We start from the raw sequence: 12,388 nt of genomic DNA, 5'->3' as shown, positions 1-12,388 counted from the left end.
CCGGCACCGCATCGCGGTGCCGGGCCACCGTGCTGTCCGGGGTCAGCGCTGCAGGTGCTGGTCGGGCGGTCGCCAGTCGGAGGGGCGGCCGGTGTGGTTGGAGAACTCGACCGACCACCGCCACCAGCTGTGGTCCTCGGCGTGCTCCCAGGCGGTGAGGACGCCGACCTCGCCGCCGGGCAGCAGCACGGGCAGCCCGTGCATGGCGGCGTCGGGCCACACCTCGCTGCGGGTCACCGCCCCGTCGTCCAGCTCCAGCAGGGTGATGGGGGAGTAGTCGCCGTCCCGCTCGGCGTCGGCGCGGAGGACGACGCGGTCGTCCTCCGCGATGACCTCCACCTGCAGCCGGGCGGGTGCGGCGTGCACCAGCACGCGGGGAAAGCCGCCGGCGGTGGTGGCGCGCGCGAACTCCAGGCCGTTCATCCCGCCGTCGCGAGAGCGCAGGTTCCACGTCCAGTTCATGCCCTGCCCCTACCCACGTCCGGGACGACGACGGCGCCGGTCCCGCGGGGGGACCGGCGCCGTCGAGGGAGCGGGAGGAGGGGCCCCCTTCAGTGGGCCTTGGCCAGGGTGCCCAGGTACAGCTCGACGACCTTGGGGTCGGTCATGAGCGCGTTGCCGGTGTCGGTGTAGGCGTTGCGGCCCTGGTCGAGGACGTAGCCGCGGTCGCAGATCTGCAGGCAGCGCCGGGCGTTCTGCTCCACCATGATGATCGAGACGCCGGTGGCGTTGATCCGGCGGCAGCGGATGAAGACCTCGTCCTGGTAGGCGGGGGAGAGGCCGGCCGACGGCTCGTCGAGCAGGAGCACCGACGGGTCCATCATCAGCGCCCGGCCCATGGCGACCATCTGCCGCTCGCCGCCGGAGAGTGCACCGGCCTTGCCCTTGCGCCGCTCGCCGAGCAGCGGGAACAGGTCGATGACGTAGTCGAAGCGCTCCTTGAACGTCTTCGGCCGCAGGTAGACGCCCATCTGCATGTTCTCCTCGATGGTGAGCGAGGGGAACACGTTGTTGTTCTGCGGCACGTAGCCCACGCCGAGGGAGACCAGCCGGTGCGCGGGGGCGGAGGTGATGTCCTCCCCGCGCAGCGTGACCGACCCCGACCGCACCGGGATCAGCCCGAAGAGGGTCTTGAGCAGGGTCGACTTGCCGGCCCCGTTGGGGCCGATGATGCCGACGAGCTCACCCTCCTGCAGGTAGAAGTCGCAGCCGCGCAGGATGTTGACCCCGGGCACGTACCCGGCGACGAGGTCGTCGGCCCGCACGAGGGCGCCCTCGGCGAGGCGCACGTGCTCCTCGCGGGTGGCCGCCTTCTCCGCGGGGGAGAGCTCGGCGGTCGTCGAGGCGGCCTGGTCGGCGCGGGTGAGGTCCTCGCCGGACTCGTCGACCTCGAACAGGGGGTCGCTCATCGGTCGGTCCTCTCCTGGGGCGGGACGTCGGAGCTGAGGACGTCGCCGCCCGCGACGTGCTCCTCACGGGCGATCTCACGCTCGGCCTGGGCGAGGACGCGGTCCTCCTCCTCCACGGTGAGCGGGGCGTCGTGGTGGGCGCCGAGGTAGGCGTCGACGACGGCCTGGTTCTGGCTGATCGACTCCGGCGGCCCCTCGGCGATCACCCGGCCGGCCGCCATGACGACGACCCAGTCGCTGATGTCCCGGACGACGTCCATGTCGTGCTCGACGAAGATGACCGTCATGCCCTCCTCGCGGAGGTCCTTGACGTGGCCGAGCAGGCTCTGCGTCAGCGCCGGGTTCACCCCGGCCATCGGCTCGTCGAGCATGACGACCTTCGGGTCGCTCATCAGCGCCCGGGCCATCTCCAGCAGCTTGCGCTGACCGCCGGAGAGGGTGCCCGCGAAGTCGTCCTTCTTGGCGTCGAGCTTGAAGCGCTGGAGCAACTCCATCGCCTTCTCGGTGTTCGACCGCTCCTGCGACCGCCAGGCGCCCGGCCACAGGGCGCCGAAGAAGCTCTCACCCTTCTGCCCCTGGGCGCCGAGCAGCATGTTCTGCAGGACGGTGAGCCGGGACAGCGCCTTGGTGAGCTGGAAGGTGCGGACGACGCCGAGCCGGGCCACCTTGTGCGGGGCCAGGTCCGACAGCGACCGCCCGTCGAAGGTCCAGTTGCCGGTGTTGGGCTGGTCGAAGCCGGTCAGCAGGTTGAACAGCGTGGTCTTGCCGGCACCGTTGGGCCCGATCAGCCCGGTGATGCCGCCGCGCTGGATCTCCAGGTGGTCGACGGCGACCGCGGTGAGCCCGCCGAACTGACGGGTCACGCCGTCCACGACGACGATCGGGTCGGGCTTGGCGACGCCGACCTGCCAGGGCACGTCGCGCAGGGCGGCCTGGGCCAGCCGGCGCGGCGTGCGGGGGGCACCCGGGCCGACGGACGCCGCGTGCGCCCCGCTGCCGACCGGCTCGGTGGGGGTGGGGTCAGCGGGCATCGAGCATCACCTCTCGTCGGTCACCGAAGATGCCTTGTGGCCGGAAGACCAACAACAGCATGAGCCCGAGGCCGACCAGGACGAAGCGGATCTGCGCGACGTCGGTGGAGGTCAGCAGACCCTCCGGGATGACGCCGTTCTCGATCAGCGCCCGCAGGCCGGCGTCGGCGAACTGGAGGATGAACAGCAGGATCATGCCGCCGACCACCGGCCCCAGCACCCGTGCGGCACCGCCGAGGATGAGGGCGGCGTAGGCGAGGAAGGTGTTGGCGTTCTGGTACTGGTCGGGGATCGCCGAGCCGGTGCCGACGGCGTAGACCATCCCGCCGAGGGCGCCGATGATCCCGCCGAGCACCAGGGCCTGCATCTTGTAGACGTAGACGTTCTTGCCCAGCGCGCGGACGGCGTCCTCGTCCTCACGGATCGACCGGACGACGCGGCCCCACGGGCTGCGCATCAGGGCCCAGATGAGCAGGCAGGACAGGGCCACCAGCAGCCACCCGACGAAGGCCACCCAGAGCTCACCGCCGGACCAGCTGGTGCCGAGGATGCGGTAGCGCGCGTTGGTGGTCCACGGCGCGAGTGCCAGGAAGTCGGCGTTGAACGCCGAGATGCCCCGGGTGCCGTTGGTCAGGGGTGTGGCCGACACGGACCGGAAGAGCAATCGCAACCCCTCCGCCGCGGCGATGGTGACGATCGCCAGGTAGTCCGCGCGCAACCGCAGCGTGGGGAGGCCGAGCAGCAGGGCCAGGACGATCGCGGCCAGCAGCCCGATGGCCACCCCGACCCAGAAGTTCAGCCCCCACTTGGTGACGGAGATGGCGATGCCGAACCCGCCGAGCATCGCGAAGGCGATCTGCCCGAAGTTCAGCAGTCCCGTGTAGCCGAACTGCACGTTGATGCCGACGGCCAGCAGGACGAAGAAGATCGCCTGGAAGCCCAGCGCCGCCTTGAAGGCGACCGCGAGCGCGTCGATGACTTCGTTCATGGGTCAGCCCACCCGGACGCGGCTGCCCAGGATCCCCTGGGGCCGGATGACGAGGATGACGATCAGCAGCAGCAGCCCGCCTACGTACTTGACGTCGTTCGGGATGACGAGGGTCGACATCTGGACGAAGACGCCGACGACGAGGCTGCCGATGAGCGCGCCGTACGCGGTCCCGAGGCCACCGAGGGTGACGCCGGCGAACATGAGCAGCAGCAGGCGGAAACCCATGTCCCACTGCACCTGGTCGGACAGGCCCAGCAGCACGCCGCCGAGGGCGGCGAGCCCGCCACCCATCATCCAGACGACGAGGATGACGCGGTTGACGTCGATGCCGGAGGAGGCGGCGAGGTCCCGGTTGTCCGCGACCGCGCGCATCGCCTTGCCGATCTTCGTGCGCTGGAGCATGAGCGCCACGAGGAGGAGCACGACGACCGAGATGACCACCGACGCGAGGTCGGCCCCGGTCATGCGGAACAGGCCGTAGTCGACGGCCCGGCCGCCACCGACCCCCTGGTAGGCGTTGGAGCGACCGCCGTACACCAGCTGGATCAGGTAGCGCAGCATCAGGGACAACCCGATCGAGACCACCAGGGCGGCGATCAGGCCGGTGCCGCGGCGACGCAGCGGGCGCCACAGGCCCAGCTCGTTCAGCGCGCCCACGCCCGCCCCCACCACCATGGCGATCAACGCCGCGGGGATCAGCGGCACCCCGCCCTGCACGTTGATGTACCAGGCGACGACCGCGCCGATGGTGACCAGCTCGCCGTGGGCGAAGTTGGTCAGGCCCGTCGTCCCGAAGATCAGGGACAGGCCGACCGCGCACATCGCGATGAGCAGGCCGAACCGTATGCCGTCGACGAGCAGCTGGACGGCGCGGACGGTGCCGCCGCCCCCCTCCCGGCTGCCGTCGTTGAGGCCGATGATCGCCGCCTGCCGGCGACCCTCCTCGACGGTCACCGTGCGGCTGTCCTCGCCCGAGAGCACCACGCCGTCGGGCAGGTCGTCGGCGTCGATCGAGACGACGTACTCGCCGGGGCCGGGGAGGTCGACCTCCCAGCGGCCCTGCTCGTCGGTCTCGACGGCGTCGACCTCCTCGCCGTCGGCGGCGGTGACCGTCACCTCGACGCCCTCGATCGGACCGCTGCGGCTGGTCTGCAGGGTGCCTGCGAGCTGCTCGCCCTCGGCCTGCGCGGTGCCGGGGACGAACAGGGCGAGACCCAGCCCGAAGGCGGCGACGAGCAGGACCCGGACGAGGATGTGGCGGCGGGCACCGGGGTGCGGGCGGGCCGCGGTTCCGGTGGCTCCCGATCGTCGACCGCGTCGTGGGACGCGGCCTGGCGCGTGCGTCACTCGACCTCCTAGGCGTGTGAGTGAGGTGGGGACCGTAACTCAGCGGTGTTTCGGGCTGCGGTCCTCGACGCGACCTGTGACCTTTCCGCGACACGCCGCTCCTGTCACCTCCGCCCCACGGGCGGCGCGCCGTCGTGACGGGGGGACGCCGGGCGGGCACTCTCTGGCCACCGTCCAGGGGAGGGCTCCTGTGCCAGGAACAGGTTCGCGGTCCCGCGTCACGACGCGCACGGCGCGTCCTGACGACCTGCCCGCCGTCCTCGCCCTGGTGCGGCAGCACCGGGCCGAGGCGCACGCCGAGGGCGTGCTGACCGGTCAGACCCCCGGGGCCGCCGCGGCCGCCGGGTTCCGCCGGCTGCTGGCCGATCCCGCGCACCGGGTGGCGCTGGCGGTGCTGCCCGGTCCCAACGCCCCCGACGGCGGGGTGGACGGCGCGCTGGTGGTGGGGCTGGCGATCCTCGGGCTGGACCCGCTGTCGGTGGTCCTCGGTGTCCCGCAGGTGACCGTCGACAACCTCGTGGTGCACCGCGAGCACCGCCGTCGTGGCGCGGGGGCCGCCCTGCTGGGGGCCGCCGTCGCGTACGCGACGGAGTCCGGCGCCGAGCACGTGGTGGCCGCCGTGGGCGGGCACGAGGCGGAGCGGCAGCGGTTCTTCGCGCGGATGGGGTTCGCGCCGCTCACGACCCGGCGGATCGTGCCCCGCGACACCCTCGCCCGCTCGCTGGCCACCTGGCAGCGCGGTGGCGTGACGATCCCGACGCCGCGACGGCCGCCGGTGCGCCGCCGGCCGCTGCCCCGGGTCGTCCCGGTGGCGGGCGCGGCCGAGGGCTGACCCTGGCCCCGGGTCAGGCCCGGGCGTCGGAGAGCATGCAGGTCAGCCGGGCGGTCGCCGTCGGCCGGCCCTGCTCGTCGCTGACCTCGACCCGGAAGGTGGCCAGGGTCCGGCCGCGGCGGACCGGGGTGGCCACGGCGGTCACGGTCCCGCTGGTCGCCGCCCGCAGGTAGCTGACGTTGAGCTCGACCCCCACGCACCGGCGGCCGGGACCGGCGCCGAGCGCCGCGGCCCAGGACCCCACCGTCTCCACCAGTGCGCAGGTGGCGCCGCCGTGCAGCAGCCCCGCCGGCTGCTGGTTGCCCTCGACCGGCATGGTGGCGACCAGGTGGTCGGGGTCGTAGTCGGTGATCTCGATGCCCAGCTTCTCGTCGAGCGGGCTGGTGGAGGCGGCGGGCAGCCAGTCGGGGCGGGCGAGGGTCACCACGGCACGGTAGCCAGCGCCCGGACGCCGCCTCGCCGTGGGCCGTCGTCGGCGCGGCGGTGTCGGTGCCCGCACCTAGGATCGGCACCGATGTCCGCTCCGGTCTCCGCCCCCGCGTCCACCGCCGTCCCGACCACCGGCGGGCCGCGCCCCCGGCTGCTGCTGCTCGACGGGCACTCCCTGGCCTACCGCGCCTTCTTCGCGCTGCCGGTGGAGAACTTCTCCACGACCACCGGGCAGCCCACGAACGCCGTCTACGGCTTCACCTCGATGCTGATCAACATCCTGCGCGACGAGGAGCCCTCGCACCTGGCGGTCGCCTTCGACGTCGGTCGCAAGACCTTCCGCAGCGAGATCTACGCCGAGTACAAGGCCAACCGGGCCGAGAGCCCGACGGACTTCCGCGGCCAGGTGAGCCTCATCCAGGAGGTGCTGGGCGCCCTGCGGGTCCCGGTCATCACCGCCGAGGGCTTCGAGGCCGACGACGTCATCGCCACGCTGACCGTGCAGGCCGTCGAGCAGGGCATGGACGTGCTCATCGCCACCGGCGACCGCGACGCGCTGCAGCTGGTCAACGAGCACGTGACCGTGCTCTACCCGCGCAAGGGCGTCTCCGACCTCACCAGGTTCACCCCCGAGGAGGTCGAGACCAAGTACGGCCTGTCGCCGGCCCAGTACCCCGACTTCGCCGCGCTGCGGGGCGACCCCAGCGACAACCTGCCGAGCATCCCGAGCGTCGGCGAGAAGACCGCGGCCAAGTGGGTGCGCGAGTACGGCTCGCTCGACGCGCTCGTCGACCAGGTCGACACCGTCAAGGGCAAGGTGGGCGAGAAGCTGCGCGAGCACCTGGCCTCGGTGCTGCAGAACCGGCGGCTGACCGAGCTCGACCGCGCCGTCCCGCTCGAGCTGGGCCCCGTCGACCTCGCCGTCCGCGCCTGGGACCGCAACGAGGTGCACACCCTCTTCGACAACCTGCAGTTCCGGGTGCTGCGCGACCGCCTGTTCGCCACCCTGACCAGCGCCGAGCCGGAGGTGGAGGGCGGCTTCGACGTCGCCGTCGACGAGGTCCCCGCCGGCGGGCTGGGCGCGTGGCTGGACCAGCACGCGCGCACCGGCCGCACCGGCGTCATCTTCCGCGGGACGTGGGGGCGCGGCGCCGGCGAGCTGTCCGGCATCGCGCTGGCCGCCGCCGACGACAGCGCCACCTTCGTCGACCTCGGTCCCGCCCTGGACGTCGCCGACGAGCAGGCGCTGGCCGCCTGGCTGGCCGACCCGGCGGCCCCGAAGGTCGTCCACGAGGTCAAGGGCCCGCTGCTGGCGATCTGGTCGCGCGGCTGGGAGCTCGAGGGCGTGGTCAGCGACACGGCGCTGGCCGCCTACCTGGCCCTGCCGGGGCAGCGGTCGTTCGACCTCGGCGACCTCGCGGTGCGCTACCTGCGCCGGGAGCTCAAGGACGCCGCGGCGGAGGAGGCCCAGCTCACCCTCGACGGGATGGGCCCGTCGGAGGACGACGTCGCCCGGGAGGCCGCGCACGCCGACGTCCTCAAGGCCGTGGCGGTCAACGACCTCTCCGACGCCCTGGAGTCGGTGCTCGGCCAGCGCGGCGGGGATGCCCTGCTCGGCGCCATCGAGCTGCCGCTGACCCGCGTGCTCGCCGCCATGGAGTACCGCGGCATCGCCGCGGACCTGGAGTTCCTCCAGGAGCTGCAGCAGGAGTTCGCCGAGGGCGTCTCCGCCGCGGCCGCCGAGTGCTACGCCGTCATCGGCCGCGAGGTGAACCTCGGCTCGCCCAAGCAGCTGCAGGCGGTGCTGTTCGACGAGCTCGGCCTGCCCAAGACGAAGAAGATCAAGTCCGGCTACACGACCGACGCCGACGCGCTGACCTGGCTGCTGGCGCAGACCGGCCACCCGTTCCTGGAGCACCTGCTCCGCCACCGCGACGTCACCCGGCTGCGCACCGTCATCGACGGGCTCATCCCGATGGTGGACGACGCCGGGCGCATCCACACCACGTTCGGGCAGACGATCGCCGCCACCGGCCGCCTGTCGTCGACCGACCCGAACCTGCAGAACATCCCGATCCGCACCGCCGAGGGCCGCCGGATCCGCCAGGCGTTCGTCGTCGGCTCCGGCTACGAGTCGCTGATGACCGCCGACTACAGCCAGATCGAGATGCGGATCATGGCGCACCTGTCCGGCGACGAGGGGCTGATCGAGGCGTTCACCTCGGGGGAGGACCTGCACTCCTTCGTCGCGTCGCGGGCGTTCAACATCCCGATCGAGGACGTCGACCCCGAGATGCGCCGCCGGATCAAGGCGATGAGCTACGGCCTGGCCTACGGGCTGTCGGCGTACGGCCTCTCGCAGCAGCTGCGCATCTCCACCGAGGAGGCGCGCGAGCAGATGCAGGCCTACTTCGAGCGGTTCGGCGGCATCCGCGACTACCTCGACAGCGTGGTCGAGGAGGCGCGCCTGTCCGGCTACACGGAGACGACGCTGGGCCGGCGCCGCTACCTGCCCGACCTGACCAGCGACAATCGTCAGCGGCGCGAGATGGCCGAGCGGATGGCGCTCAACGCCCCCATCCAGGGCTCGGCGGCCGACGTCATCAAGGTCGCGATGCTGAACGTCGAGAAGGCGATCGCGGCCGAGGGCCTGCGGTCCCGAATGCTGCTGCAGGTCCACGACGAGCTCGTGCTCGAGGTCGCGCCGGGCGAGCGGGAGCCGCTGGAGGCGCTGGTCCGCCGGGAGATGGCCGGCGCAGCCCGGCTGTCGGTGCCGCTGGAGGTCTCCGTCGGCTTCGGCGCCAGCTGGGACGCCGCCGCGCACTGAACGGCCCCGTCCAGAGGCTCGCCGCGGGCGGGCATCCCCGTGACGGTGCTCGACCGCGCGCCCGACGTGGTCATGTCCCCGCGCGCGGCCGTCTACCACTGGGCGGTGCGCGAGGGGCTGGACCGGCTCGGCTATGAGCCGGCCGCCGCGCGGGGCTTCCTCAAGCAGGACTACGAGTACCGGGCGCACCGGACGGGGGAGCGGGTCCGCTTCGGCCTGCAGACGCTGGAGGGCGTCGTCCCCCGGCCGTACAACCTGCACCTCGGCCAGGGCGCGCTGGTCAGGCTGATGCTGGCGGAGCTGGCCGCGTACGACTCGGCCACGGTGCTGTGGCAGCACGACGTCGTCGCGGTCGGCCAGGACGACGCCGGGGTCACCGTCGTCGCCGAGACGCCGGAGGGGCGCCGGTCGCTGCGGGCTCTGGCTGCCCGGCGACCTCCAGCAGGACCGAGCCGGGACGTGGCAGCTCGGCCCCGCCTGAGTGCAGTGGGAGGCGCCGGCCGGGCTCACCGGGCAGCCCCCGGTCGTGTTCGTGCACCGCGGCGGAAGCCGGCGACGGGGAGAGCTGGGCGGTGGTGGCGAGCTGGCTGGCGGAGCGGCCCAGAGGCTGGACCTGAGGTGCAGGGTCAGGGTTTGGTGCAGACCAGGACCAGTGTGCCGGGCACCAGCGCCCCGCGGGCCGGGGACCACTGACCCCACTCCTGCACCCGGCCGGGCGTCCACTCCGGCTCGAGGAGGTCCTCGAGCACCAGGCCGGCGCCCACCACCGCGCGCACCCAGTCGCCGACCGTCCGGTGGTGCTCGACGTAGACCGCGCGGCCGTCGTCGTCGGTCTCCACGTACGGGGTGCGGTCGAAGTAGGAGGAGGTGATCTGCAGGTCGTCGGGGTCGGGGGAGTCGGGGAACGGCCAGCGCATCGGGTGGTTCACCGACGCGACGAACCGCCCGCCCGGCCGCAGCACCCGGGCCACCTCCGCCAGTGCGCCCCCGACGTCGGCGACGAACGGCAGGCCGCCGAACGCGGAGCAGGCCAGGTCCACGCTGGCGCCGGCCAGCGGCAGCGCGCCGACGTCGGCCTGGACCAGTGGGACGGTGATCCCGGAGCGGCGGTTGAGCTCGGCGGCGCGGGCGAGCATGCCGGCCGAGAGGTCGAGCGCGACGACGTCGGCCCCCTCGCGGCGCAGCCAGCGGGCGCACGGCGCCGACCCGCAGCCGACCTCCAGCACGCGCCGGCCGGCGACGTCCCCCAGGAGGTGCGCCTCGCTCTCCCGCAGGCCCTCGGGGCACCACAGGAAGTCGACGTCACCGAGGTCCTCGCCGTGCTCGGCGAGGTAGGCCGGCGCGGCGGCGTCCCACCACCGGCGGTTGGCGCGCACCGACTCCACCTCGCCGGCCGGGCGCCGGGCCACCCCGCCGGGCGCGGGATAACCGTCGGCGGCCAGGGGCAGGGGCGCAGGGGAGGGCTCCATGACCCGCCGATCGTGACACGCCGGGGAGCGGGCCACCGGGCACTCACCCAGGTGGACCCGGGATGCCGGAGCTACGTACCATGGGTGGTGCGCCAGAGGTCTGTCTGTGCTGTCCCCATCGGGGTTCGGCGCGCGCCGGCTCTCCCTGCTCCCCGCGGCACCGCGCCGCGGGTTCCCTGTCCCTACGCATCCCCCGTCCGGAGCACTCGACCACATGACCTCCACCCAGGTCCGTCCTAACAGCACCCCGCAGGTCGCGATCAACGACATCGGCACTGCCGAGGACTTCCTCGCGGCGATCGACCAGACGATCAAGTACTTCAACGACGGCGACATCGTCGAAGGCGTCATCGTCAAGGTCGACCGCGACGAGGTGCTGCTGGACATCGGCTACAAGACCGAGGGCGTCATCCCCTCGCGCGAACTCTCCATCAAGCACGACGTCGACCCCAACGAGGTCGTCAGCGTCGGCGACGAGGTGGAAGCCCTCGTCCTCCAGAAGGAGGACAAGGAAGGCCGGCTGATCCTGTCCAAGAAGCGCGCGCAGTACGAGCGCGCCTGGGGCACGATCGAGGCCAAGAAGGAAGCCGACGAGGTCGTCACCGGCACCGTCATCGAGGTCGTCAAGGGTGGTCTCATCCTCGACATCGGCCTGCGCGGGTTCCTCCCCGCCTCGCTGGTCGAGATGCGCCGCGTCCGCGACCTGCAGCCCTACGTGGGCCGCGAGCTCGAGGCCAAGATCATCGAGCTCGACAAGAACCGCAACAACGTCGTCCTCTCCCGTCGCCAGTGGCTGGAGCAGACCCAGTCCGAGGTCCGCAGCGAGTTCCTCAACAAGCTCGCCAAGGGCCAGGTCCGCACCGGTGTGGTCTCCTCGATCGTCAACTTCGGTGCGTTCGTGGACCTGGGTGGCGTCGACGGCCTGGTGCACGTCTCCGAGCTGTCCTGGAAGCACATCGACCACCCGTCCGAGGTCGTCGAGGTCGGCCAGGAGGTCACCGTCGAGGTCCTCGACGTCGACCTGGACCGCGAGCGGGTCTCGCTGTCGCTGAAGGCGACGCAGGAGGACCCGTGGCGTCAGTTCGCCCGGACCCACCAGATCGGCCAGGTCGTGCCCGGCAAGGTCACCAAGCTGGTGCCCTTCGGTGCGTTCGTCCGCGTCGACGAGGGCATCGAGGGCCTGGTCCACATCTCCGAGCTGGCCGAGCGCCACGTGGAGATCCCGGAGCAGGTCGTGCAGGTCGGCGACGAGATCCTCGTCAAGGTCATCGACATCGACCTCGACCGTCGTCGCATCTCGCTGTCCCTCAAGCAGGCCAACGAGGGCGTCATCGGCGACGAGGAGCAGTTCGACCCGGCCGCCTACGGCATGGCCGCCTCGTACGACGAGCAGGGCAACTACATCTACCCGGAGGGCTTCGACCCGGAGACCGGGGAGTGGCTCGAGGGCTACGAGCAGGCCCGCGAGACCTGGGAGCGGCAGTACGCCGAGGCCCAGGCCCGCTACGAGGCGCACCGCAAGCAGATCGCGGCGGCCAAGGAGGCCGACGCCGAGGCTGCGGCCGGTGGCAACTACTCCAGCGGCGACGTCGAGGTGGGCGACACCTCCGGCGGCACCCTGGCCAGCGACGAGGCGCTCGCGGCCCTGCGGGCCAAGCTGGCCGGCGGCGAGTGATCTCGGCTCCGCTGAGCTGAACCACTGAGAGAGGGCTGAGGCCCGGGACCCGCGAGGGTCCCGGGCCTCAGTCGTCCCTCCCATCCCCGTGGAGGGACGAGGACGGGCCCCGTGGACGACGTCCGCGGGGCCCGACCCGTCAGGGGAGCTGTCAGAGGCTGAGGATGATCGCGAACGCCGTCCGCGGGCGGCCGCCGGCGTTGGCGAGGAACTGCCAGGTGTGCCGCCCGGCCGGGGCCGTCGCCGAGATCCAGCGCATGAAGGCGTTGCGAGGGCGGACCGCGGCGTTGCGCTCCAACCGCTCACGCACGGCCGGCAGGTCGGTGCACCGCACGCCGGTGGGGCGGTCCAGCCGGTGACGGCCGGCGCCCCGACGGG

12 protein-coding genes are annotated in these 12,388 nt (G+C 72.6%); 4 read left to right on the top strand and 8 right to left on the bottom strand.

Features of this window, described 5'->3' with window-relative positions; translation table 11 throughout:
* Positions 1–42: 42 nt before the first annotated feature.
* The 5 genes from ACI784_RS21205 to ACI784_RS21185 all read right to left on the bottom strand — a co-directional run bounded on the left by ACI784_RS21205 (position 43) and on the right by ACI784_RS21185 (position 4,778).
* Complete coding sequence (locus ACI784_RS21205) at positions 43–462, bottom strand: DUF7712 family protein (protein WP_457014802.1); 420 nt, start codon at positions 460–462, stop codon at positions 43–45.
* A gap of 89 nt (positions 463–551) precedes the next feature.
* Complete coding sequence (locus ACI784_RS21200; protein ID WP_456924877.1) at positions 552–1,409, bottom strand: ABC transporter ATP-binding protein; 858 nt, start codon at positions 1,407–1,409, stop codon at positions 552–554.
* Positions 1,406–2,440, bottom strand: a complete 1,035-nt coding sequence (locus ACI784_RS21195; RefSeq protein ID WP_456924876.1) for an ABC transporter ATP-binding protein — start codon at positions 2,438–2,440, stop codon at positions 1,406–1,408. The genes ACI784_RS21200 and ACI784_RS21195 overlap by 4 nt, the downstream gene beginning before the upstream one ends.
* Positions 2,430–3,428 carry a branched-chain amino acid ABC transporter permease gene (locus tag ACI784_RS21190; RefSeq protein WP_456924875.1) on the bottom strand — a complete coding sequence of 333 codons (999 nt, stop codon included), beginning with the start codon at positions 3,426–3,428 and terminating at the stop codon, positions 2,430–2,432. The genes ACI784_RS21195 and ACI784_RS21190 overlap by 11 nt, the downstream gene beginning before the upstream one ends.
* Before the next feature lie 3 nt (positions 3,429–3,431).
* On the bottom strand, positions 3,432–4,778 hold the full coding sequence (locus tag ACI784_RS21185) for an ABC transporter permease subunit (protein WP_456924874.1): 1,347 nt from the start codon (positions 4,776–4,778) through the stop codon (positions 3,432–3,434).
* Positions 4,779–4,968: 190 nt separating this feature from the next.
* Between ACI784_RS21185 and ACI784_RS21180 the strand changes: the two genes are divergently transcribed.
* Positions 4,969–5,610, top strand: coding sequence for a GNAT family N-acetyltransferase (locus ACI784_RS21180; RefSeq protein WP_456924873.1), 642 nt, complete (start codon positions 4,969–4,971; stop codon positions 5,608–5,610).
* Positions 5,611–5,623: 13 nt separating this feature from the next.
* Here the strand turns inward: ACI784_RS21180 and ACI784_RS21175 are convergent, their stop codons facing one another.
* The gene (locus ACI784_RS21175; protein WP_456924872.1) at positions 5,624–6,034 is read right to left on the bottom strand and encodes a PaaI family thioesterase; all 411 of its coding nucleotides are present in this window, start codon (positions 6,032–6,034) and stop codon (positions 5,624–5,626) included.
* Between the two features lie 90 nt (positions 6,035–6,124).
* On the opposite strand from ACI784_RS21175, the gene polA reads away from it, so the two are divergent.
* Positions 6,125–8,866 (top strand): DNA polymerase I, encoded by a 2,742-nt coding sequence (gene polA, locus ACI784_RS21170; protein ID WP_457014801.1) that lies wholly within the window; start codon positions 6,125–6,127, stop codon positions 8,864–8,866.
* A 33-nt stretch (positions 8,867–8,899) separates the two neighbouring features.
* Positions 8,900–9,559 (top strand): hypothetical protein, encoded by a 660-nt coding sequence (locus ACI784_RS21165; RefSeq protein ID WP_457014803.1) that lies wholly within the window; start codon positions 8,900–8,902, stop codon positions 9,557–9,559.
* Here ACI784_RS21165 and ACI784_RS21160 read toward each other — a convergent pair.
* Complete coding sequence (locus ACI784_RS21160; RefSeq protein WP_457014800.1) at positions 9,493–10,335, bottom strand: class I SAM-dependent methyltransferase; 843 nt, start codon at positions 10,333–10,335, stop codon at positions 9,493–9,495. The genes ACI784_RS21165 and ACI784_RS21160 overlap by 67 nt on opposite strands.
* Positions 10,336–10,549: 214 nt before the next feature.
* Here ACI784_RS21160 and rpsA point away from each other — a divergent pair, with 214 nt between their 5' ends.
* Positions 10,550–12,010, top strand: a complete 1,461-nt coding sequence (gene rpsA / locus ACI784_RS21155) for a 30S ribosomal protein S1 (RefSeq protein ID WP_456924868.1) — start codon at positions 10,550–10,552, stop codon at positions 12,008–12,010.
* 151 nt (positions 12,011–12,161) lie between these two features.
* On the opposite strand, the gene ACI784_RS21150 is transcribed toward rpsA, so the two are convergent.
* Entirely contained in the window at positions 12,162–12,320 is a 159-nt protein-coding gene (locus ACI784_RS21150; RefSeq protein WP_456924867.1) for a hypothetical protein, read from the bottom strand.
* Between the last annotated feature and the right edge of the window lie 68 nt (positions 12,321–12,388).

The sequence above is a fragment of the Geodermatophilus sp. SYSU D01186 genome, assembly GCF_054050215.1.
The sequence above is the reverse complement of the archived record's forward strand: the minus strand, read 5'-3'. Positions and strand labels throughout refer to the sequence as shown.

Excerpts from the sequence above, each read along its gene's own strand:
- rpsA (WP_456924868.1), top strand. The coding sequence starts at position 10,550 with ATGACCTCCACCCAGGTCCGTCCTAACAGCACCCCGCAGGTCGCGATC.
- polA (WP_457014801.1), top strand. The coding sequence starts at position 6,125 with ATGTCCGCTCCGGTCTCCGCCCCCGCGTCCACCGCCGTCCCGACCACC.
- ACI784_RS21205 (WP_457014802.1), bottom strand. The coding sequence starts at position 462 with ATGAACTGGACGTGGAACCTGCGCTCTCGCGACGGCGGGATGAACGGC.
- ACI784_RS21160 (WP_457014800.1), bottom strand. The coding sequence starts at position 10,335 with ATGGAGCCCTCCCCTGCGCCCCTGCCCCTGGCCGCCGACGGTTATCCC.
- ACI784_RS21190 (WP_456924875.1), bottom strand. The coding sequence starts at position 3,428 with ATGAACGAAGTCATCGACGCGCTCGCGGTCGCCTTCAAGGCGGCGCTG.
- ACI784_RS21195 (WP_456924876.1), bottom strand. The coding sequence starts at position 2,440 with ATGCCCGCTGACCCCACCCCCACCGAGCCGGTCGGCAGCGGGGCGCAC.
- ACI784_RS21200 (WP_456924877.1), bottom strand. The coding sequence starts at position 1,409 with ATGAGCGACCCCCTGTTCGAGGTCGACGAGTCCGGCGAGGACCTCACC.